This window comes from Bacillus sp. SIMBA_031 (assembly GCF_046535225.1).
In the GTDB taxonomy this organism is placed as follows: domain Bacteria; phylum Bacillota; class Bacilli; order Bacillales; family Bacillaceae; genus Bacillus; species Bacillus velezensis.
The window spans coordinates 49,748-70,118 of sequence record NZ_JAWRXC010000007.1 but is presented as its reverse complement, the minus strand read 5'-3'; the positions used below and the strand labels follow the sequence as shown (position 1 = coordinate 70,118).

The 20,371-nt window shown below is 49.2% G+C and carries 21 protein-coding genes and 1 riboswitch; of the genes, 2 read left to right on the top strand and 19 right to left on the bottom strand.

The annotated features are described in order from the left end of the window. Positions 1-83 precede the first annotated feature (83 nt). On the top strand, positions 84-1,658 hold the full coding sequence (locus SB724_RS16350) for an FMN-binding glutamate synthase family protein (protein WP_410571933.1): 1,575 nt from the start codon (positions 84-86) through the stop codon (positions 1,656-1,658). A 34-nt stretch (positions 1,659-1,692) separates the two neighbouring features. Here the strand turns inward: SB724_RS16350 and SB724_RS16345 are convergent, their stop codons facing one another. The 3 genes from SB724_RS16345 to SB724_RS16335 are packed head-to-tail and all read right to left on the bottom strand — an operon-like array spanning position 1,693 to position 4,769. Further along, entirely contained in the window at positions 1,693-2,004 is a 312-nt protein-coding gene (locus SB724_RS16345) for a YerC/YecD family TrpR-related protein (RefSeq protein WP_029326169.1), read from the bottom strand. A gap of 2 nt (positions 2,005-2,006) precedes the next feature. Then, positions 2,007-3,002 (bottom strand): DUF3048 domain-containing protein, encoded by a 996-nt coding sequence (locus SB724_RS16340; RefSeq protein WP_410571931.1) that lies wholly within the window; start codon positions 3,000-3,002, stop codon positions 2,007-2,009. A 24-nt stretch (positions 3,003-3,026) separates the two neighbouring features. Beyond that, entirely contained in the window at positions 3,027-4,769 is a 1,743-nt protein-coding gene (locus tag SB724_RS16335) for an adenine deaminase (protein WP_410571929.1), read from the bottom strand. 121 nt (positions 4,770-4,890) lie between these two features. On the opposite strand from SB724_RS16335, the gene SB724_RS16330 reads away from it, so the two are divergent. Next, a complete protein-coding gene (locus SB724_RS16330; RefSeq protein WP_017419030.1) occupies positions 4,891-5,121 on the top strand; it encodes a YgaP family membrane protein in 231 nt (76 codons plus the stop codon). A gap of 169 nt (positions 5,122-5,290) precedes the next feature. Here the strand turns inward: SB724_RS16330 and purD are convergent, their stop codons facing one another. The 16 genes from purD to SB724_RS16250 all read right to left on the bottom strand — a co-directional run bounded on the left by purD (position 5,291) and on the right by SB724_RS16250 (position 20,365). After that, positions 5,291-6,559, bottom strand: a complete 1,269-nt coding sequence (gene purD / locus SB724_RS16325) for a phosphoribosylamine--glycine ligase (protein WP_410571927.1) — start codon at positions 6,557-6,559, stop codon at positions 5,291-5,293. 15 nt (positions 6,560-6,574) lie between these two features. Next, complete coding sequence (purH, locus tag SB724_RS16320; protein WP_410571925.1) at positions 6,575-8,113, bottom strand: bifunctional phosphoribosylaminoimidazolecarboxamide formyltransferase/IMP cyclohydrolase; 1,539 nt, start codon at positions 8,111-8,113, stop codon at positions 6,575-6,577. Next, positions 8,110-8,697, bottom strand: coding sequence for a phosphoribosylglycinamide formyltransferase (purN, locus tag SB724_RS16315; protein ID WP_007609858.1), 588 nt, complete (start codon positions 8,695-8,697; stop codon positions 8,110-8,112). Before purN ends, purH begins: the two co-directional genes overlap by 4 nt. Continuing rightward, entirely contained in the window at positions 8,694-9,734 is a 1,041-nt protein-coding gene (purM, locus tag SB724_RS16310; protein ID WP_015239317.1) for a phosphoribosylformylglycinamidine cyclo-ligase, read from the bottom strand. The genes purN and purM overlap by 4 nt, the downstream gene beginning before the upstream one ends. A 91-nt stretch (positions 9,735-9,825) precedes the next feature. Continuing rightward, a complete protein-coding gene (gene purF, locus SB724_RS16305; RefSeq protein ID WP_007609856.1) occupies positions 9,826-11,256 on the bottom strand; it encodes an amidophosphoribosyltransferase in 1,431 nt (476 codons plus the stop codon). Further along, positions 11,232-13,460 (bottom strand): phosphoribosylformylglycinamidine synthase subunit PurL, encoded by a 2,229-nt coding sequence (gene purL / locus SB724_RS16300; RefSeq protein ID WP_265973462.1) that lies wholly within the window; start codon positions 13,458-13,460, stop codon positions 11,232-11,234. Before purL ends, purF begins: the two co-directional genes overlap by 25 nt. After that, positions 13,444-14,127, bottom strand: coding sequence for a phosphoribosylformylglycinamidine synthase subunit PurQ (gene purQ, locus SB724_RS16295; protein ID WP_410571921.1), 684 nt, complete (start codon positions 14,125-14,127; stop codon positions 13,444-13,446). Before purQ ends, purL begins: the two co-directional genes overlap by 17 nt. Beyond that, positions 14,124-14,378, bottom strand: a complete 255-nt coding sequence (purS, locus tag SB724_RS16290) for a phosphoribosylformylglycinamidine synthase subunit PurS (RefSeq protein ID WP_003155758.1) — start codon at positions 14,376-14,378, stop codon at positions 14,124-14,126. Before purS ends, purQ begins: the two co-directional genes overlap by 4 nt. Next, positions 14,378-15,097: a phosphoribosylaminoimidazolesuccinocarboxamide synthase gene (purC, locus tag SB724_RS16285; protein ID WP_130571708.1), complete on the bottom strand. Its 720-nt coding sequence runs from the start codon at positions 15,095-15,097 to the stop codon at positions 14,378-14,380. Before purC ends, purS begins: the two co-directional genes overlap by 1 nt. Before the next feature lie 75 nt (positions 15,098-15,172). Then, positions 15,173-16,465, bottom strand: coding sequence for an adenylosuccinate lyase (gene purB / locus SB724_RS16280; RefSeq protein WP_014417100.1), 1,293 nt, complete (start codon positions 16,463-16,465; stop codon positions 15,173-15,175). After that, the gene (gene purK, locus SB724_RS16275; protein WP_101670760.1) at positions 16,465-17,646 is read right to left on the bottom strand and encodes a 5-(carboxyamino)imidazole ribonucleotide synthase; all 1,182 of its coding nucleotides are present in this window, start codon (positions 17,644-17,646) and stop codon (positions 16,465-16,467) included. The genes purB and purK overlap by 1 nt, the downstream gene beginning before the upstream one ends. After that, positions 17,600-18,088 (bottom strand): 5-(carboxyamino)imidazole ribonucleotide mutase, encoded by a 489-nt coding sequence (purE, locus tag SB724_RS16270; RefSeq protein WP_007609846.1) that lies wholly within the window; start codon positions 18,086-18,088, stop codon positions 17,600-17,602. Before purE ends, purK begins: the two co-directional genes overlap by 47 nt. Before the next feature lie 132 nt (positions 18,089-18,220). Then, positions 18,221-18,322, bottom strand: a riboswitch (purine riboswitch). 78 nt (positions 18,323-18,400) lie between these two features. After that, on the bottom strand, positions 18,401-18,598 hold the full coding sequence (locus tag SB724_RS16265; protein ID WP_007609843.1) for an NETI motif-containing protein: 198 nt from the start codon (positions 18,596-18,598) through the stop codon (positions 18,401-18,403). Beyond that, entirely contained in the window at positions 18,595-19,149 is a 555-nt protein-coding gene (locus SB724_RS16260) for a DUF2179 domain-containing protein (protein ID WP_007609840.1), read from the bottom strand. The genes SB724_RS16265 and SB724_RS16260 overlap by 4 nt, the downstream gene beginning before the upstream one ends. Before the next feature lie 121 nt (positions 19,150-19,270). Continuing rightward, a complete protein-coding gene (locus SB724_RS16255; RefSeq protein ID WP_012116994.1) occupies positions 19,271-19,444 on the bottom strand; it encodes a Fur-regulated basic protein FbpA in 174 nt (57 codons plus the stop codon). Between the two features lie 138 nt (positions 19,445-19,582). Then, positions 19,583-20,365 carry a hypothetical protein gene (locus SB724_RS16250; protein ID WP_105938011.1) on the bottom strand — a complete coding sequence of 261 codons (783 nt, stop codon included), beginning with the start codon at positions 20,363-20,365 and terminating at the stop codon, positions 19,583-19,585. Positions 20,366-20,371: the final 6 nt, after the last annotated feature.

Sequence of the window (20,371 nt, the reverse complement as noted above, 5' to 3'; positions counted from 1 at the left end):
TCCGCCGGACGGGAAACGGCTATGTTTGAAAACAGACAATATGTGGAATGTCAAAGAGAAAAAAGACAAGGAGTCTGATCTGAATGGAACAAGCCATTATCGTACTGATTTGTATATTGATTTTTATTATTTTAGTTCCCGCCGTATTGTTTCTCTGGATATACATAAGAGACGAAAAGCAGGAAGAACATTCAGTGCTGCGCAATTATCCCGCAGCGGGAAAACTGCGCTATATATTTGAAAAAATCGGACCTGAGCTGCGGCAGTATTTATTCAGCAATGATAACGAAGAACAGCCGTTTTCCCGGAGAGAATATGAACAGACGGTCATGTCGGGAAAGTATAAAAGCAGAATGATGGGCTTCGGCTCAGAACGGGATTTCGATCAGCCGGGCTATTATATCCGTAACGCCCTCTTCCCGAAACAAAGGGAGGAGCTGCGCGCAGATCAGACGCCGAAGATCGACACGATGATATACAAGATTGACAAAGACAACCTGCTGAAACGCAGCGAACACCGCGAAAAAGCAAAGGCGGACCCTTATTACCTGCATCCGGACGATGTGCAAATGATCGGCCGCGATACATGCAAGAAGCCGTTTTATGTGAAAGGGTTAATCGGACAATCAGCGATGAGCTACGGCTCACTTGGCGACCGGGCAATCACCGCCCTGTCAAAAGGGCTGCACCAGGCCGGCGGCACATGGATGAATACAGGCGAAGGCGGCCTGTCTGAGTATCACCTGAAAGGCGGCGCGGATATTATCTGCCAAATCGGCCCCGGGCTGTTCGGCGTCCGCACTGAAGATGGAGAATTTTCATGGGAAGAATTTAAGAAAAAAAGCCGCCTCGAACAGATTAAAGCCTTTGAATTAAAGCTTGCGCAAGGGGCGAAAGCAAGAGGCGGGCATATTGACGGTTCAAAGGTGACCGAAGAAATTGCCGCCATCAGAAATGTGCAGCCCGGACAATCCATTGACAGCCCAAACCGCTTCAACGAGTTCTCAAATGTTCCGGACATGCTTGATTTCATTGAGAAATTAAGGACTGTCGGCGAAAAACCGGTCGGCATTAAAATTGTCCCGGGCAGCCGCAAAGACCTTGAAGACCTTATTTCCTGTATGAGTTCATCAGGCAAACTTCCCGACTTTATTACGATTGACGGCAGTGAAGGGGGAACGGGAGCTTCTTTCCATGAGCTGGCGGATTCCGTCGGCCTGCCGATTCTGACCGGCCTCCCCCTTGTTGACGGCCTTTTGAAGACATACGGGATAAGAGATAAGCTGAAAATTTTCGCATCCGGAAAGCTGCTCACTCCGGATAAGATTGCCGTTGCCCTCGCGTTAGGGGCGGATTTTGTCAATATTGCCCGGGGAATGATGTTTTCAGTCGGCTGTATCCGCGCTCAAGTATGCCACACCAATCATTGTCCTGTCGGAGTGGCGACAACCGACCCAAAACTTCAACGCGCGCTCAGTATCGAGGATAAACAGCACCGCGTCTGCAACTACGTGCTCTCGTTGCGTGAAGGGCTGTTTCACCTCGCCGCGGCGGCGGGCATCAGCTCGCCGATTCATTTCTCAGCTGAACACATCGTATACCGGGAGGAAGACGGAAGCCTGAGGGAACTTCCCGGCCTTTTGAATCAGCACGCATAAAAAAACCGCCTGCCGTCATCGGCAGAGCGGTTTTTTACGTAGCTGAGGAGGATTCTCCTTCGTTTACGCGGTCAAGCGCCATTTCATAGGCGTCGTTACCGTAATTTAAGCATCTCTTCACCCGGGAAATCGTCGCTGTGGAAGCACCCGTTTCGCTTTCAATTTTGTGATACGTATTTCCTTCGCGGAGCATTCTTGCCACTTCCAAACGCTGCGCCAGCGATTGGATTTCATTAATCGTACAAAGATCATCAAAGAAACGATAGCATTCCTCCAGATCTTTCAGCGATAAAATAGATAAAAATAACTGGTCCAGTTCTTTTCCGCGTAATTTATCGATTTGCATCGTCAAACACCTTCTCCTTTACTAATGGAAGCTGCATCGAGATCAGGCACGATATTAATCCATGTCTTTCCTGGCACAAACGGAAGAATCTCACCGCCTTTTACGGGCAGAATACGGCCGTCTTTATATTCCCAGTCTGACTCCATAACATCGCCGTGCTGAAGCAGGAGGCCCTTCCCCCCTGACTGAATATCGATGGCCCGCCTTCCATCTTTGTCTGTCATGCGATGGCCGGCTTCAACAATAAAAATATTGTGCATGGCTAAAGGCTTTCCGGTCTCCCGGTCTGTCGCTTTCACACCATCAGAGCTTCTTGTATAAGTATCAGCTTTTTTATCATAATCGTATTCGACAAGATTTGTAACGTTTTGTGTTCCATAATCTATCCGAATATTGTAGGTTTCGTTTCCGGGTTTTGCATCTGATGTCTGAAATGGGAGCGGTTCTGTTTTTCCGTTCAGCTTGTATCCTTTTTGTTCCGTCGCCTTCCTGATATTGTCATACGACGTGTAGGAATTGTGGGGCGGCTTGCTGAAATCGGCTCTCCAAAACAGGCTTCCGTCAAAATCCAAACCGTTTATATAATCGTAAGCTCCGGACTCCAGCTGCTTTTTTGCGCCGGGACTCCAGCCATGATGGACAAAAATGCTGTTAAACCCGCTGCTGAGCGTGACAAAATATTCCCTCGCGCTCCGCACAGGCCCGACCGTTTCCGGCATCTCACTTTGAAAAATCGCGAGAAACCGCGTAATCCGGCCCTCCGCGAGCGCTTCGATGACAACATCCGCCTTTGACAGCCCGGATTGGGGCCTCGCCTTCGGATGATTGTTCACTGCGACTGCAATCGGACGGCGTTCTGCAAGCTTCTGCTCAGTTTTCAGCCCCGTTAAAGGAGCTTCCGCTTCTTTCGGCTGCACCTGATCGGCATTGTTCTGCCGGCAGGCGGCAAGCAGCAAAAACGCAAAACAAAGCATACAAACGGTTTTCCATCTTTTCATATGTCGGCTCCCTGCTTTTATATTTTAACGCATTATCGATGGAAAGAGTACAGTTTTTTTCATCACGTCGAATATTCCTCTCGGCGTAATGCGGATATAAGGCAGGTGTGTGCTCTGCAAAAAGAGCAGCGTATAGATCGGATCGCAGAATCGGTAGCCCCGCTCCTCCAGCAGCGTCCTCAGTTTTTGCTCTTTCTCAAGCACTTCTTCATACTTCTCCGCGGATGCAGAACCGTTTAAGGCGAGGGGAATCTCATGCAGAATCTTCCCGTTTTCGGCAAGCACGATTCCGCCGCCGATTTCTTTCATCCGAGAGAAAGCGAGCAGGATATCTTCCTTATTTTTTCCGGCAGCGATAATATCTCCGGTTGTCGTGTAGGAACTGACAAAGCCCTGCACCCGATCGGCAAAACCTTTCAGCATTGTATTGACCCGCCATTTTCCATGCTTATCGAGAAGCGTGAGATAGCATTCATCATGATCAAAAGAAAGCTGGTCAACAGAATTATCAATCGCAATCATATACGGCTCCATAATGACCGCGTTGCGCATTGTCACACCCATCGGCATTGAAAACTGTAAATCATCCATCGTCATATCATATGAAAGCTCAAGAGGGACAAGACCGCCCTTTTTCCAATCCGTTTCTGTAAACGCATTCACATTTCGGCCGTCTTCCCTCAGCAGGATGCCTTTGGAGATCACCGTGACCGGGTCCGGATTCATCGGGTCATCGAGAATGTTCAATGAAGCAAGCCGGCCCGGACCGATCACACCGAGAAAGTCGTCCATCTGATAATACTTCGCGATATTAAAGGACGCCATATTGTAGGCATCGATCGCCGGAACCCCTTCCTCCAAAGCGATTTTGATCAATTCATTCGTCATGCCGCCTTTATAAAAATGCGGCGTCGCTCCATCCGTCGTGTAGAAAAAATGATCATAATGCCGGAAGCCTTTTTGATGAAGATCCTGCAAAATCGTTCTCAAATCAGGGCGGATGGATGAATGTCTGAGCGAAACATAGTAGCCCAATTCAAGCCGTCTCATCACCTCGCCGCCATTCATCGCCTCGTGGTCGGAATCCGCTCCGAACAGTTTCATCTTCGTCAGTGTTTTTTCAGAGGCTCCGGGAAAATGCCCTTCTATCCGCTTGCGCAGTTTCTTTGTCGCCTGCATGCAATGAAGCATCAGGTCATCGCCGTCCATGAGGCGCGGCCATCCGGTCAATTCTCCGCCTTGAATGACATCCGGGTGCTCCATCCATTGCTTGCGGACATCAAAAGAAAGAAGCTGATCCTCATTCAGCACTTCAGTCTGCAGATCATATCTGGACCACCAGAAGTATTGCACCGGCTGTTTTTTCAGTTCCTCTAATATAGTAAGCGCTTTCTTTTTACCGCTGTGCAAAAGAAAAAACAAGTTATCATTAACAAACGTCGTTGTTCCGAATTGAGACACATATTCGGCGAGCGTTTGGGGATTATATATTTGAAAAGGATGTGTATGCGGTTCAATGTAACCTGGCACAATGTATTTTCCTTCACAATTTATGGTATGAATGTGCTCTGCTGCATCAGGAAGCTCATCACCAACATATACAATTCGGTCTCCATAAATCCAGACATTCTTTTTCAGCCATTGTTTTAAAAAAGGATTTAATACGAGAGCATCCCGTAAAAGTAGCGTTGGAAGCAGCTTTGAGTCTACAACATCCGCCTGTGATCTGATGTCTTTATTTTTCCAGTTAAAGGTACGTTCGGACATTCACATACTCTCCTTCGCTTATATTAGACCCATCGTATCACATCCGCACAATTATCGCACGGCTAAAACGTTACAAATTATTGAAGATGAATGAAAAACTTTTTCTAAGGGAGCTGAAATGATGAAACCGAATATCAGTTTATTAAATGCCGTTATGCGCATCACTTGCGGCCTCACCATTTTGTCTGCTGCGTCAGCGAAATACACGAGAAAACCTTGGTGCAAGATGCATCTCTTCTGTATGATGATGGGCGCGATGAAAGCGGCGTCCGGCATCCTCCGCTTCTGTCCGGTGACATATATGTTCCAAACTGGAATGAATCAGGATGACAGCCATCAGCAAGAAAAATAACAAGCCGTTTCGGCTTGTTATTTAATTTCTCCTGTCCCGCGAGTCTGGGAAGAATCCGTCTATACGCCGGAAGACTTCATCGATGACTGCGTGTCACACGGCAAACCGACAGTCTTAGTCGTCTTTTCAGAAGAAAACCCGCATCTTATATGACACGGGGTTTTCCTCTTTATCGTTGAGAAGCTTTCAGCGCACGGGCGCCGATGTCGCTCCTGTAAAACAGTCCGGGTTTTGTCAGCCCTGAAACGGCGCTGTACACTTTATCTCTCGCCGCTTCAAATGTCTCAGCAAATGCCGTGACATTGGCGACCCGGCCGCCGTTTGTAACAAATTGTCCGCCGTCTTTTTTCGTTCCGGCATGAAAAACGGCGATCCCGTCTTCAGCGGACGTCAAACCTCCGATCGGCGTGCCTTTTGCATAGCCTTCCGGATAGCCTTCAGAAGCCAGCACAACGCTGACAGCGGCCGTATCCTTCCACCTTAGGTCAACATCCTTCTCATGCAGCAGATCCAAAAGCACCTGGATGAGGTCAGATTCCATTCTCGGCACGACAACCTGTGTTTCCGGATCTCCGAAGCGCGCGTTGAATTCAATGACTTTTGATCCGTTTTCCGTCAAAATCAGCCCCGCGTACAGCACGCCCGTGAAGGAACGTCCCTCTTTTACCATTGCTTTTGCCGCCGGCTTCACAATCGTTTCGACTGCGCTTTTGACGATATCATCGGAAATGTGCGGCACCGGTGAGTAGGCGCCCATTCCGCCCGTATTCGGCCCTTTGTCTCCATCGAAGGCGCGTTTATGATCTTGAGCGATTACCATCGGATAGACGGTCTCCCCTTTTACAAACGCCATTAAGGAAAATTCTTCGCCGGCGAGGAACTCTTCAATGACAACGGATGCGCTCGCCTCGCCGAATTTCTCATCCTCAAGAAAATCGTGCAGGCATTCAATCGCCTCTTCTTCCGTCATCGCGACCGTGACACCTTTTCCGGCGGCAAGTCCGTCCGCTTTAATGACAATCGGCGCGCCATTTTGCTGCACATATGCTTTCGCCTCTTCAAATGAAGTAAACGTCTCATACTCCGCCGTCGGAATGCCGTATTTTTTCATTAAATCCTTGGCAAACTGTTTGCTCCCTTCAATGATTGCCGCTTTTTCAGACGGTCCGAAAACAAGCAGTCCGGCTTTTTCAAACTCATCGGCTATCCCTTCAATCAGAGGAACTTCGGGGCCGATAATCGTCAGCCCGACATGATGTTCTTTCGCAAACGCAATGAGTGCGGCATGATCGCTTTCTTCAATGTTGACCAGCGTCGCGCAGTCTGCCATACCGTCATTTCCGGGCGCGGCGTACACCGTGTCAACAAGCGGGCTTTGCGCCGCTTTCCAAGCCAATGTATGCTCTCTGCCGCCTTTTCCGATAATCAATACATTCACGCTTCGTTCCCCCTCTTAATGTTTGAAATGTCTGATGCCGGTGAATACCATGGCGATCCCGTATTCATCCGCTTTTTTAATCGAATCTTCATCGCGGACTGATCCGCCTGGCTGGATAATCGCCGTGACACCGGCTTTTGCGGCTTCTTCGACTGTATCCGGCATCGGGAAAAACGCGTCTGATCCGAGCGCGCTGCCTTTTGCTTTTTCTCCGGCCTGCTCAATGGCGATTTTAGCTGAACCGACGCGATTCATCTGCCCCGCGCCCACACCGACCGTCATATGGTCTTTTGCAAGAACGATCGCGTTAGATTTCACATGTTTGACGACTTTCCAGGCCAGCTTCAGATCTTCCCATTCCTGCTCGCTCGGCTCTCTTTTTGTCGGGATGCTGATGTCGGCGTCATCAAATCCATGGACGTCTAAATCTTGAATCAAAAGACCGCCCTGTACGGATGTCAGCTGTTTTTCTTTCTTCCCTGATGCGGTCACGTCAAGCGTGAGCAGACGAAGGTTTTTCTTCGCCGTCAGTACGTTCAGCGCTTCTTCACTGAAAGAAGGGGCGATAATGATTTCTAAAAAGATGCCGTGAAGGGCTTCAGCCGTTGCCTGATCAACTTCACGGTTCAGCGCGATGATGCCGCCGAAAATGGAGGTTTTATCAGCTTCATACGCTTTATTGAATGCTTCCTCAATTGAAGCTCCCGTACCGACTCCGCACGGGTTCATATGTTTAACGGCAACAGCTGCGGGTTCTGTAAATTCCCGGACGATTTGAACGGCCGCATCCGCGTCCTTAATGTTGTTGTAAGAAAGCTCTTTGCCGTGAAGCTGTTTTGCCGCCGCGATGGAACCGGAGACGGGAAGTGCACTTTGGTAGAAAACCGCCTCTTGGTGAGGGTTTTCACCATAGCGGAGCGATTGTTTTTTCTCAAATGTAACGGTGAATTGCTCAGGATCTTTCTCATCGGCCTCGCGTGTTAAGTAATCAGCGATTAATGCGTCGTATGCCGCGGTATGGCGGAATACTTTGGCCGCAAGCTCGCGTTTTCTTTTAAGCGAAACGCCGCCGTGTTCTTTAATCTCATTGAGCACGGAGCTGTAATCGGCCGGATCTGTGATGACCGTCACATCCTGATGGTTTTTCGAGGCGGCGCGCAGCATGCCGGGACCGCCGATATCAATGTTTTCTATCGCTTCATCGTATGTTACGTCTTCTTTTGAAATCGTTTCTTTAAACGGATAAAGGTTGACAACCACAAGGTCAATCGGTGCAATGCCGTGCTCATTGATCTGCGCCATATGCTCTTCATTGTCTCTTACGGCAAGCAGGCCGCCGTGAATATTAGGATGGAGGGTTTTTAACCGTCCGTCCATAATTTCAGGAAATCCGGTCACTTCTGAAATGCCGATGACATCCACACCGTTTTCCTGAAGAAGTTTTTTTGTTCCTCCGGTCGAAATGACTTCGACGCCGAGCTCTGTCAGTTCCTTTACGAAAGGTACGAGATTTGTTTTATCAGAAACACTGATTAGTGCGCGTTTGATTGTCATGCCTTTTCACCTCTGTTATTTAGTCCCAGCAGCTGTTTCACAACGCTCGGATACCATTTGTGCTCAAGCTCGTGTATTGTATGCTCTATGTCTTCAAGCGTATCGTTTTCCTGTATTTCGAATGCTTTTTGCGCGATAATCGGTCCGGTGTCCATGCCTTCGTCGACGTAATGAACGGTAATGCCCGCCACTTTCACACCGGCCCGATACGCCTGTCCGACAGCGTCAATCCCGGGGAATGCCGGAAGAAGCGAGGGATGTATATTAATAATGCGTCCCCCGTATGCTTCAAGCAGCGTATCTCCAATCAGTCTCATATAGCCGGCGAGAACGATTAATTCCGCCCCGTGCAGGCGCAGCTGTTCAATAACGGCCCGTTCAAAGGCCGCTTTGTTTTCAAAAGATGACGGTTGAAAGGCGAATGACGGAATGTGTAAAGCCTCCGCCCTTTCCACCGCCTTTGCCTGAGGCTTATCCGTCACGAGAAGCGAGAGCTCCGCATCCCACTTCTCTTCTCTCATGCGTTTGGCAATGGCCTCGAAGTTCGATCCGTTTCCTGAAGCAAATACCGCAAACTTTTTCATGAAAGAGCCGCACCGCCGAAAGAAATGCCTTCGCCCCGCTTGACCCGGCCGATCAGATAAGCCTTCTCCCCCTGAGCTTCAAGCGTATCGATGACGTCTGTCAAGTCCTCTTCTTTAACGGCAAGGACAAAACCGATGCCCATATTAAAGACATTGAACATTTCTTCTTCTTTCAGCTTGCCGTGTTCCTGCAGAAACGGAAAAATCGGCGGGATCGGCCATGATCCGTGATCAATTTCCGCGCTCAATCCGTCTGGCAGCATCCGCGGGATGTTCTCGATGAATCCTCCGCCTGTCACATGCGCCATGCCGTCCACCTTACCGCTTTTCACAGCCTTGAGCACCGGCTTCACATATATTCTCGTCGGTTCCAGCAATTCTTCTCCGAGAGGACGCGCAAACGGTTCATAGACAGTATCCAAATCAAGTCCGCCGTCATCAAGAAGCACTTTTCTCACTAGGGAAAACCCGTTGCTGTGAAGGCCGCTTGAAGTAAGTCCGATTAAGAGATGCCCCTCTTCGATATGTTCACCGGTGACGATTTCGTCTTTTTCCGCGACGCCGACTGAAAAGCCCGCAATATCGTATTCATCAGCCGTATACAGCCCCGGCATTTCCGCCGTCTCACCGCCGATAAGCGCTGATCCTGACTGCTCGCATCCGTCCGCCACGCCCTGAACGATCTGCTCAATTTTTACCGGATCGGCCTTGCCGACCGCTAAATAATCAAGGAAAAACAGCGGCTCCGCTCCTTGGGCAAGCACATCGTTTACACACATCGCGACCGCATCGACGCCGATCGTGTCATGCTTATCCATTGAAAATGCGAGTTTCAGCTTGGTGCCGACACCGTCTGTTCCGGAAATTAAAACAGGCTTTTGATACGGAAGCTCTGACAGATCAAACATTCCGCCAAAACCGCCCAGGCTTCCCATAACGCCGAGCCTTTTCGTGCGCTCCACGTGTTTTTTCATTCGTTTGACGGCTTCATATCCGGCTTCGATGTCAACTCCGGCATTTTTATAAGCATCAGACATCCCTATCACTCCTTGTCAATTCGTTTCTCCTTAAAAGGCAGAAAGAGAAAGGCAGCCTGAATTCACGCTGCCTTTATGTCATTTTCACATTTTATTTTGTCAGCACCGCTTCTTTTACGTGAGGAAGCACTGTATCCTGATAAATTTCCGTCGGATATTTGCCCGTAAAACAAGCGAGGCATTGTCCGCAATTGGTGTCTTCAAATTTTCGGCCGACTCCTTTTAACAATCCGTCTACACTTAAGAAAGAAAGCGTGTCAGCACCGATGATCTGGCGGATTTCTTCCACGGAATGAGAGGAAGCGATCAGCTCCTCATGGGTTGATGTGTCGATGCCGTAGAAGCACGGATGAGCGATCGGCGGTGAACTGATCTTGACGTGCACCTCTGTCGCTCCCGCTTCTCTGAGCATTGTGACAATCCGGCGGCTTGTCGTCCCGCGCACGATGGAATCATCAACCATGACGACCCGTTTTCCTTCAACAACACCGCGGACGGCGGACAGCTTCATTCTCACGCCTTGCTCACGGAGAGCCTGTGACGGCTGGATAAACGTTCTGCCGACATAACGGTTTTTAATGAGACCGAGTTCGTACGGGATGCCCGTTGCCTCGGCATAGCCGATGGCCGCAGAAATACTGGAATCAGGCACGCCTGTGACGACATCCGCTTCAACCGCGGACTCCTGGGCAAGCATTTTCCCGAGGTTTTTCCGGGCGCTGTGCACGTTAATGCCGTCGATATTGCTGTCAGGTCTTGAGAAATAAATGTACTCCATGCTGCAGATGGAACGGTTGATATTCATGGAGAAACGCTCTGATTTCATGCCTTCATCATTGATGATCAGCATTTCGCCCGGTTCTACTTCGCGAAGGTATGTCGCGCCGACCACATCGAATGCGCACGTTTCTGAAGCGACGACGTAAGCATCGCCCATCATGCCGATTGACAGCGGTCTGAGTCCGTTCGGGTCAAGCGCTACGATCATTTCTGTTTCAGTCATGATTAAAAAGGCATAAGCGCCTTTCAGCATAGACAGCGAATTTTTGATTTGATCCTTCAGCGAAAAGTGTCCGCTGCGTTTAATCAGATGAGCCAGCACCTCCGTATCGGAGGAAGTCTGAAAGATGCTCCCTTGGTTTTCAAGCTGCTGCTTCAACTGTGTGGCGTTGACCAAGTTGCCGTTATGGGCGAGCGCGAGGCTGCCGTTGTTTTGCGAACGGAACAGGAGCGGCTGAACATTTTCATATCCGCCTCCGCCTGCCGTCGCATAACGAACGTGCCCGATCGCGCCTTTTCCCTTCACTTTGCTCAGTTCGCCGTTTTGAAAAACCTCGGTAATAAGCCCCTGTCCTTTATGCGCCGTCAGTTTTTCACCGTCAGTTGCGACAATTCCCGCGCCTTCCTGTCCTCTGTGCTGGAGGCTGTGCAGGCCGTAATATGTGATCTGCGGAGCTTCTTCATGTCCCCAGATGCCAAACACACCGCATTCTTCATTCAGGCCTTTGATTTCAGCAAGCATGGAATAGCTCCTTTCCACGCGCGCTCAAGTTCTTTCGTTTGCGCGTGAACCAATTGTTGTCCGTCCTGGTTTTGAATCGCCAGAAGTCCGTCAGCCGTTACCTCGCCGATATGAACCGCATCAGCCACAGCCGCTTCAAACGCCGCTTGGTGTTCTTTTTTCACCGAAACGACGAAGCGGGATTGAGATTCAGAGAATAATAATGCCGCTTCCCCTGCAACAGTTACGTTGGCGCCAAGGTTTTCCGTCGTCATGACGCTTTCTGCAACCGCTACGCCTAAGCCGCCTTCTGATACGTCATGCGCGGATTGAACGAAGCCTTTTTTAATCGCGTCAAGTAATGCTTTTTGACGTGACAGCTCTATATCAAGATCGATTTGCGGCGCTTTGCCGTAAATGCGGCCTTCTGTCATTTTTTGCAGTTCGCTTCCGGCAAACTCAGGTTTTGTTTCGCCGATCACGTATACAAGATCCCCCGCTTGTTTGAAATGCTGTGTCGTAATATGAGCGGTATCTTCAATTAAGCCGACCATGCCGATAACAGGCGTCGGGTAGATCGCCGTTCCGTTCGATTCATTATAAAGTGATACGTTTCCGCCGATGACGGGTGTGCTGAGAACATTGCACGCCTCGCTGATGCCGTCGGCCGCTTTTTCGATCTGCCAGAAAATTTCAGGTTTTTCCGGGTTTCCGAAATTCAGATTATCCGTGACCGCAAGCGGTTCGGCGCCGGAGCATACGATGTTGCGCGCCGCTTCGGCAACTGCGATTTTCCCGCCTTCTTCTGGATCAAGATATAAATAACGCGCGTTGCAATCCGTCGTCATCGCCAGCGCTTTTTTCGTGCCGCGGATTCTGAGCACTCCTGCGTCAGAGCCCGGAGCGACCACCGTATTTGTGCGCACCATGTAGTCATATTGATCGTACACCCACTCTTTGCTGGCGATTGTCGGCTGCTGCAGCAGGGCAAAAAGCGTCTCTGTCGCATCTTTTACTTCAGGCGCGGGAACTTCCGTTTCTTGAAACTCGCGGTAGTACGCGGGTTCTGCTGACGGCTTGTGGTATACAGGCGCTTCTTCCGCCAGCGCGTCGACCGGAAGCTCGCAAACAACCTCTCCGTTATGGCGGAGGCGGAGCATTTTATCATCCGTAACATGACCTACGGAAACCGCTTCAAGATCATATTTATCAAAAATATCGACAATTTCCTGTTCACGTCCGCGTTCAATGACGAGAAGCATGCGTTCCTGAGACTCGGAAAGCATCATTTCGTAAGCGGTCATACCTGTTTCCCGCTGCGGAATGAGATCAAGGTTCATTTCAATGCCTGAGCCGGCTTTGCTTGCCATTTCAGCACTCGAACTTGTCAGTCCGGCCGCCCCCATATCCTGAATGCCGACTAAGGCGTCGCATTGGATGACTTCAAGGCATGCTTCCAGGAGAAGTTTTTCCATGAAAGGATCGCCGACCTGCACCGCGGAACGTTTTTCTTCAGATGAATCTGACATTTCTTCCGATGCGAAAGTAGCGCCGTGTATGCCGTCGCGGCCCGTTTTAGCGCCGACGTACATGACCGTGTTGCCGACACCTTTCGCCTGGCCTTTTTTAATATCTTTATGATCAATTAAGCCGACGCACATTGCATTGACAAGCGGATTGCCCTCATAGCTTGCGTCAAACTGCACTTCTCCGCCGACCGTCGGAATTCCGATACAGTTTCCGTATCCCGCGATTCCCGCCACTACTTCTTCAAACAAGTACTTCACACGAGGTGAAGTGAGCTCACCAAATCGAAGAGAGTTTAATACAGCTATCGGACGGGCGCCCATTGAGAAAACATCACGGATGATGCCGCCCACTCCCGTCGCAGCACCTTGGTATGGCTCAAGCGCTGACGGATGGTTATGAGATTCAATTTTGAACACGACCGCCTGATTGTCACCGATGTCAACGATTCCCGCGCCTTCTCCGGGACCCTGCAGCACGCGTTCGCCGCTAGTCGGGAATTTGCGTAAAACCGGTTTTGAGTTTTTATAGCTGCAGTGCTCTGACCACATGACGGAAAAAATCCCGATTTCCGTGTAGTTCGGCAATCTTCCGATAATAGATTCAATGAGTGCGAACTCGTCATCACTGACACCCATTTGCTGATAGAGTTTCTCTTCTTTTATTTGTTCTTTACTTGGTTCAAGCAGTAGCGACATGAGTTTCCCTCCAATTTTTCACGATAGACCGGAACAATGTAAGACCGTCTGCGCTGCCGAGCAGTTCATCGACTGCGCGCTCAGGGTGAGGCATCATGCCTAATACGTTGCCTTTCTCATTCACGACGCCGGCAATGCCGCTGACGCTTCCGTTAATATCGCCGCCGTATGTGAAGGCGATTTGATTGTTTTCTTTTAAACTTTCAAGCGTTGCGTCATCACAGTAGAAATTGCCTTCGCCGTGGGCAACCGGAATCGTAATCGATTGTCCATTTTCATATGAAGATGTGAATAACGTACTGCCGTTCTGCACGATTAATTCAACTGGGCGGCAGATGAACTTTAAATCTTTGTTGCGTCTCATCGCGCCTGGCAGAAGTCCGAGCTCCTGCAGAATCTGGAATCCGTTGCAGACGCCTAGAACCGGTTTTCCTTCGGCAGCCGCTTTTTTCACGGCCGGCATGATGTTTGCGAATCTGGCGATGGCGCCGCATCTCAAGTAGTCGCCGTATGAAAACCCGCCGGGGATGAGCACGCCGTCAAATCCGTCAAGGCTTGTTTCCTCGTGCCAGACATACTCGACTTCTTCGCCGAGTTCATCCTTTACGGCGTGGAACATATCAATATCACAGTTGGAGCCGGGTAACACAATCACCGCAAATTTCACTGTGCGACAACCTCCTCAACTTCATATCGGTAGTCTTCAATGACTGTATTGGCAAGGAGCTTTTCACACATTTCTTTCACGAGCGCGTCAAGATCGCGGTCAGATTTTTCAATCGTCAGCTCCATGTATTTTCCGATGCGCACATCCTGCACTTCATTGTAGGTCATGCTGTGCAATGCATGCTGCACCGCGCTTCCTTGAGGATCGAGCACACTTTCTTTTAAGCTGACATAAACTTTCACTTTATACATTATGAAATGCCTCCCAGTCTTTTGAAAATCTCTTCATATGCGTCGGTTAAGCTTCCCAGGTTCCGTCTGAACAAATCTTTATCGAGCTTTTCGTTTGTGTCTTTGTCCCACAGACGGCACGTGTCAGGAGAAATTTCGTCCGCTAAAAGCACCCGTCCCTCTGCGTCTAAGCCGAATTCCAGCTTAAAATCTATTAATCTGACGCCGCAGTCTTCAAAAATATGCTGCAGTTCTTGATTCACCTGGTTTGTAATCGATTTGATCGTTTCGACCTGCTCAGGAGCCGCCGCTTTCAAGAGCCAGATATGATCTTCTGTGATGAGCGGATCACCCAGCGCGTCATCTTTATAATAAAATTCGATAATCGGCTGCGGAAGCTCAGTTCCTTCCGGGATGCCGAGACGTTTCGACATGCTTCCGGCGGCAATGTTTCTGACCACGACTTCAAGCGGAATGATGCTCACTTTTTTGATAAGCTGCTCTGATTCTGAAACACGCTCCACAAAGTGGTTGTCAATTCCTTTGGCGTGCAGATGTTTGAAAATCAGGCTTGAAATTTCATTGTTCAGACGGCCCTTTCCGCTGATCTCCGCTTTTTTCTCACCGTTAAAGGCTGTTGCGGAATCCTTGTAGACCACGCGGAGAATCTGTTCGTCTTCTGTTTGATAAATTCGTTTCGCTTTTCCTTCATAAAGAAGATTATTGTTCACAATATTCACGGAAGGCCTCCTAACCCGAATGTTGGGAATATTCAATCTATGGCGGCTGAAGAAGCCGCCTCCGGCTGGCTTCTTCTATAAACCTAAACGATCAAAGATCAAGTCGACGTTTTTCAGATGATAATTGTAGTCAAAGCAATCGGCAATCTGTTCCGGTGTGAGGCGGGACGTGATTTTTTCCTCCGCTTCGACAAGCTGGCGGAACGGCACTTGTTTTTCCCACGCTTCCATCGCTTTCGGCTGAACCGTGTCATATGCTTCTTCACGAGGCAGACCCGTGTCGATTAAAGCGAGCAGCACGCGCTGAGAGTAGATTAAACCGAGTGTGCGGTCCATGTTGCGTTTCATATTTTCCGGGAATACCGTTAAGTTTTTGACGATATTGCTGAATCGGTTCAGCATGTAATTCAGCGCGATTGTCGCGTCAGGAAGAATGATGCGCTCAGCTGATGAATGAGAAATATCACGCTCATGCCATAACGGTACATTTTCGTATGCCGTCAGCATGTACCCGCGGATTACGCGCGCCATGCCCGTCATATTTTCCGACCCGATCGGATTCCGTTTATGAGGCATAGCCGATGAGCCTTTTTGTCCTTTAGCAAAAAACTCTTCCACTTCACGTGTTTCACTCTTTTGCAGACCGCGGATTTCCACTGCGAATTTTTCAATGCTCGTCGCGATCAAAGCCAGTGCCGCCATGTAATCCGCATGTCGGTCGCGCTGTAATGTCTGAGTGGAAATCGGCGCCGCTTTCAGGCCGAGTTTTTCACAGACATACTGCTCTACGAACGGATCAATATTCGCATATGTGCCGACCGCGCCGGAAAGCTTCCCGACCTCGATCCCTTCTTTTGCCTGCTTGAAACGTTCAAGGTTGCGTTTCATTTCTTCATGCCAAAGCGCGAGCTTCAGGCCGAATGTCGTCGGTTCCGCGTGTACGCCGTGCGTGCGGCCCATCATGACCGTGTATTTATGTTCTTTCGCTTTTTCTTTTATAATGTCAACAAATCTCTCAATGTCCTTGAGCAAGATCTCATTCGCCTGTTTTAATAGATAGGAAAGAGCGGTATCCACGACATCTGTTGACGTCAGGCCGTAGTGAACCCATTTTCTTTCTTCACCTAATGATTCTGAAACCGCACGGGTGAATGCAACGACGTCATGGCGCGTATCCTGCTCGATTTCCAAAATGCGGTTGATGTCGAAAGACGCGTTTTCACGCATGACCTTGACGTCTTCTTTCGGAATGACGCCAAGCTCAGCCCAGGCTTCACAGGCTAAAATCTCGACTTCCAGCCATGCCTGGTATCTGTTTTCGTCCGTCCAGATCGCGGACATTTCAGGTCTTGAATAACGTTCGATCATTATGCTCGTCCTCCGTCTCTTTTCATCCATATGTTCGTGATGTCCTGAATCCATGTTTCATCAGGCTTCCGCAAAAATGTCATATGTCCCATTTTGCGGCCTTTTTTTATCTCATGTTTCCCATACAGGTACAGTTTGGCTTCCTTTAAAAGCTCCGTATGCTCCTCCGCAAGCTTCACTTCATCACCGAGCAGATTCACCATCATTCCCGGTTTGAGAAGATCGGTTCTGCCGAGAGGAAGTCCGCAGACCGCTCTGATGTGCTGTTCGAATTGGCTCGTTTCACAAAGGTCGAGCGTATAATGCCCTGAATTGTGGGGACGCGGCGCCAGTTCATTAATCAAAAGATCTCCGTCTTCCGTGACGAACATTTCCACCGCAAGGGGCCCGACAAGTTCCAATTTCTCCGCGAGCTGAACGGCAAGCGCCTCTGCCCGCTTTTGAACCGTTTCCTCCGCTCTCGCGGGTACGATGCTTTGGAACAGAATATTATTTTTGTGGATATTTTCAGCAGCCGGAAAGGTTGAAATCTCACCGTGCACCGATCTCGTCACGATAACGGAAAGCTCCATCCGGAACGATACCCAGCTTTCAAGTATGCACGTGCCGTTTTCTAACAGCGCAGCCGCTTCATCTATCTGTCCTTCTTCCTTAATGACAAATTGGCCTTTGCCGTCATATCCGCCGCGGCATGTTTTCAGCACCGCCGGGAGCCCCAGTGCCTGAACGGCTTCCTCAAGCTCCCGTCCGCTGTTTACGATCCGATAAGGAGCGACTTGACAGCCTGCTGACTGGATCGCCTTTTTTTCCGTTTCCCTGTTTTGGGTGATGAGCAGCAGCTCGCTTCCCTGGGGAAGATATGCATGTTCTTTGAGCCAGTTGAGCGCCTCGTAATCGATATTTTCAAATTCGTAGGTAATGATGTCACTGACTCCGGCCAATTTTTGAATCGCTTCACGGTCATTGTACTGGGCGGTAATCTCAATATCGGCGATCTGTCCGCATGGCGAGTCTTTCACGGGATCGACGACAGCGACTTTATAGCCCATCTGTTTTGCGGCGACAGCCATCATTTTTCCAAGCTGTCCGCCTCCGATAATGCCGATGACGGCGCCGGGAAAAATCGTTTTTTTATCAGACAAGCTGATCACTGCTTTCCAGCACCGTTTGTTTTGTCGCATTTCTTCTCGCCTCTAGTTTATCCGCAATGTCATCGTCAAATGCCGACAAAATTTGCGCGGCTAACAGACCCGCGTTCACTGCGCCCGCTTTCCCGATCGCCGTCGTCGCGACCGGCACGCCGCCGGGCATCTGTACGATAGACAGAAGAGAATCAAGCCCGTTAAGCGATTTTGTCTGAACCGGTACGCCGATCACCGGCAGCGTCGTTTTGGCCGCCGTCATTCCCGGCAGATGCGCCGCTCCTCCGGCTCCGGCAATAATGACTTTTAAACCCCTGTCTCTTGCGCTTTCTGCATATTCAAACATCAAATCAGGCGTCCGGTGCGCGGATACCACCTGTTTTTCATAAGGAATGTGAAGTTCGTCAAGTATGTCGCATGCATGTTTCATTGTCTCCCAATCGGAAGTGCTTCCCATGATGATTCCTGCTAGCGGCTGCATTCTGTTCCCACCTTCTCATGCTTTGTTTTTCAGAAAAAAAAGCCCGGCTTATATTGCAACTATGAGGAAGCAATACAAACCGGGCATGGCGCGCGTATCGTCAGTCGTTCGCTTCTGCGATATCCATGTCAGCTGTTTATCACTTTCCTGCATAGTCCGGCCGTTTACGGCAGCCGGGTAGAAACTTATGGGCCATATTCCCAAGATTATATGAGGTCGTGTTTTGATTTCATGTTTATCTTAACAACGGACTTGGATAATGTCAACGACATTATCGAACGATATAAAAATTCTTTCTTTTAATGTTCGTGTTTAGATCAATTTCCCTTCAAATACGATTTTTTTCCCGCAAGGAACGACTTGAATTGATCCATTTTCTTTCTTTTCTGTAAAGATCGGCTCTTCCATCCGCCGGACGGGCATATAGCCCTCTTCCTTCATTAAAGTGAGAATGGTGTCAATCGTTTCATCTTCCGTTACTTCAAACCGTTTCTTTTTTGGCTTTGTCATTCCTTAATTCTCCTCTTCTTCACTGCTTTCACCCAGAATCCGCCATGGATCGTTTTCGGCTCAAAGGCGATCATAAACGCTTTTTCATCAAGCGTTTTAATCGTATCATAAAGCTGAAGCTCATATTTGCGCGGTGTCAGTATCTGCATGGCGGTCCGGTCTCCTTCAAGTCCGCCCGCAACCCAGCTTGTAACCCCGTATCCTTTTTCCCGGAGCTGTTTCGGCAGGTCCAGATCAAGCTCCTTCGTAATGACGTTGACTGTAATATAGCCGAGCGCCAGTTTTTCTTCAATTTTCATTCCCACTATGACGCCGAGGCCGTAGCCGAGTGCATAGGCAATGACGTTTTGAATTTGATTCAGATTGCCGAGCACGAGACTCAGGCCGGTCACATACACAAGGATTTCAATCGTACTGATGCCCGCGGCGAAATAGCGCTGTCCCTTTAATGTCAGAATCATCCTGATCGTAAAGAAAGAGACATATATAATGTTAATGATGAGAATAATGAGAACCATACCTATACTGTTGGATAAAATCGTCTGCATCATTGATTCCCCCTCCTCTGATAATTTGAAAAGCCAATCTTTCAATTAAGGATAGTTTACCCTCTTTTGATCATTTTCAAAAGAAAAAAAAGCCCGCCCCGTAAGGCAGACTTTCAAGCTCTTATCAGTGAAGCTCGGCTTTTTTCAATCGTTTGACGGCTTCATATTCCTTCTCAAGCTCACTCAGCGTGTATCCGGACAGTTCCTGAACATGGTTTTGGTAAAACCCTGAGCGGATCAGCTTTGTCCTCAGATGCTGTTTTTTCCGATTAATGGCTTCTCGCAACAACGGGGCCATCTTCATCATCCCTTTCCGAATCATAAAGAGTAGTGCCGCTTTCGAATTGCTGTTGCTCTCATCATATCTCGGCCGGGTCTTCAAAACAACACGCTTTATTAGAAATATTTGTAAACATTGTGAAAGACAAATTTCGACTTATAAAGGGATCAGCGAAGCAGTAAAGTACTCTGAAATGAGCGGCCATGTCACAGCCGTAAAAATGAGCATGATGATGACCGCCGCGGAAATACAGTACATCACGTCAGCCGCAGGCTTTTCAGCCGATTTGTAAAGAATCTGCACAAACTGCACCATCGCCGAGGCGGCCAGAAACAAGGTCAGCGCCGTAAACACCACGGTGACGACCGGCAGATTCAATATCGCGAAAATCATCCACACGATAGAGCAGGCGACAGCCGGAACCAAAAGAGATCCGACCCCCGCGGCCGCATCCCGCATCGTGATTTTCTGTTTCATCATATAACGTGATACAAGCCAGACCGCGCCGGCCGCAGCGGCAAAAAAGACGAGCGTATACACGAGAACGACGGTAAAGCCGTCAAAAAACGTATGATGCCGCTCTCCGTATCCGAGAGGCCTTTGCTGGCTTGCCCTCAGCTGAAACCAATTTCCGATTGAGAAAAAGATACTGAATACAAGCATTGAAATAAGAGCATATTTAAAGCGGGAAAAGCCGTCTTCCCCAACGACCTTCACCGGTGATGTCAAAATGCGCAGCGCGAAACGGCAATAACGTTTGACCGCGGCCCATGCAGAAGCGAGTTTTTCCGTAAAAGCCGGAGCCGGGCGCCGTTCCTTATCTTTTTTCTTTTGCTTTTGATAACGTCCCGCATTTCTGGACATTCTCGACAGCGGTTCTTCATCAGTTCCCTGATGCTGTTTTTCTTCTTCCAACGTTTCTTTTCTTTCTTCCGTCATGTCAGC

What these genes read in the sequence shown, in the direction of transcription:
- SB724_RS16350 (WP_410571933.1), top strand. Translation starts at nt 84, where the DNA reads ATGGAACAAGCCATTATCGTACTGATTTGTATATTGATTTTTATTATT.
- SB724_RS16345 (WP_029326169.1), bottom strand. Translation starts at nt 2,004, where the DNA reads ATGCAAATCGATAAATTACGCGGAAAAGAACTGGACCAGTTATTTTTA.
- SB724_RS16340 (WP_410571931.1), bottom strand. Translation starts at nt 3,002, where the DNA reads ATGAAAAGATGGAAAACCGTTTGTATGCTTTGTTTTGCGTTTTTGCTG.
- SB724_RS16335 (WP_410571929.1), bottom strand. Translation starts at nt 4,769, where the DNA reads ATGTCCGAACGTACCTTTAACTGGAAAAATAAAGACATCAGATCACAG.
- SB724_RS16330 (WP_017419030.1), top strand. Translation starts at nt 4,891, where the DNA reads ATGAAACCGAATATCAGTTTATTAAATGCCGTTATGCGCATCACTTGC.
- purH (WP_410571925.1), bottom strand. Translation starts at nt 8,113, where the DNA reads ATGACAATCAAACGCGCACTAATCAGTGTTTCTGATAAAACAAATCTC.
- purN (WP_007609858.1), bottom strand. Translation starts at nt 8,697, where the DNA reads ATGAAAAAGTTTGCGGTATTTGCTTCAGGAAACGGATCGAACTTCGAG.
- purM (WP_015239317.1), bottom strand. Translation starts at nt 9,734, where the DNA reads ATGTCTGATGCTTATAAAAATGCCGGAGTTGACATCGAAGCCGGATAT.
- purF (WP_007609856.1), bottom strand. Translation starts at nt 11,256, where the DNA reads ATGCTTGCTGAAATCAAAGGCCTGAATGAAGAATGCGGTGTGTTTGGC.
- purL (WP_265973462.1), bottom strand. Translation starts at nt 13,460, where the DNA reads ATGTCGCTACTGCTTGAACCAAGTAAAGAACAAATAAAAGAAGAGAAA.
- purS (WP_003155758.1), bottom strand. Translation starts at nt 14,378, where the DNA reads ATGTATAAAGTGAAAGTTTATGTCAGCTTAAAAGAAAGTGTGCTCGAT.
- purB (WP_014417100.1), bottom strand. Translation starts at nt 16,465, where the DNA reads ATGATCGAACGTTATTCAAGACCTGAAATGTCCGCGATCTGGACGGAC.
- purK (WP_101670760.1), bottom strand. Translation starts at nt 17,646, where the DNA reads ATGCGACAAAACAAACGGTGCTGGAAAGCAGTGATCAGCTTGTCTGAT.
- purE (WP_007609846.1), bottom strand. Translation starts at nt 18,088, where the DNA reads ATGCAGCCGCTAGCAGGAATCATCATGGGAAGCACTTCCGATTGGGAG.
- SB724_RS16265 (WP_007609843.1), bottom strand. Translation starts at nt 18,598, where the DNA reads ATGACAAAGCCAAAAAAGAAACGGTTTGAAGTAACGGAAGATGAAACG.
- SB724_RS16260 (WP_007609840.1), bottom strand. Translation starts at nt 19,149, where the DNA reads ATGATGCAGACGATTTTATCCAACAGTATAGGTATGGTTCTCATTATT.
- SB724_RS16255 (WP_012116994.1), bottom strand. Translation starts at nt 19,444, where the DNA reads ATGGCCCCGTTGTTGCGAGAAGCCATTAATCGGAAAAAACAGCATCTG.
- SB724_RS16250 (WP_105938011.1), bottom strand. Translation starts at nt 20,365, where the DNA reads ATGACGGAAGAAAGAAAAGAAACGTTGGAAGAAGAAAAACAGCATCAG.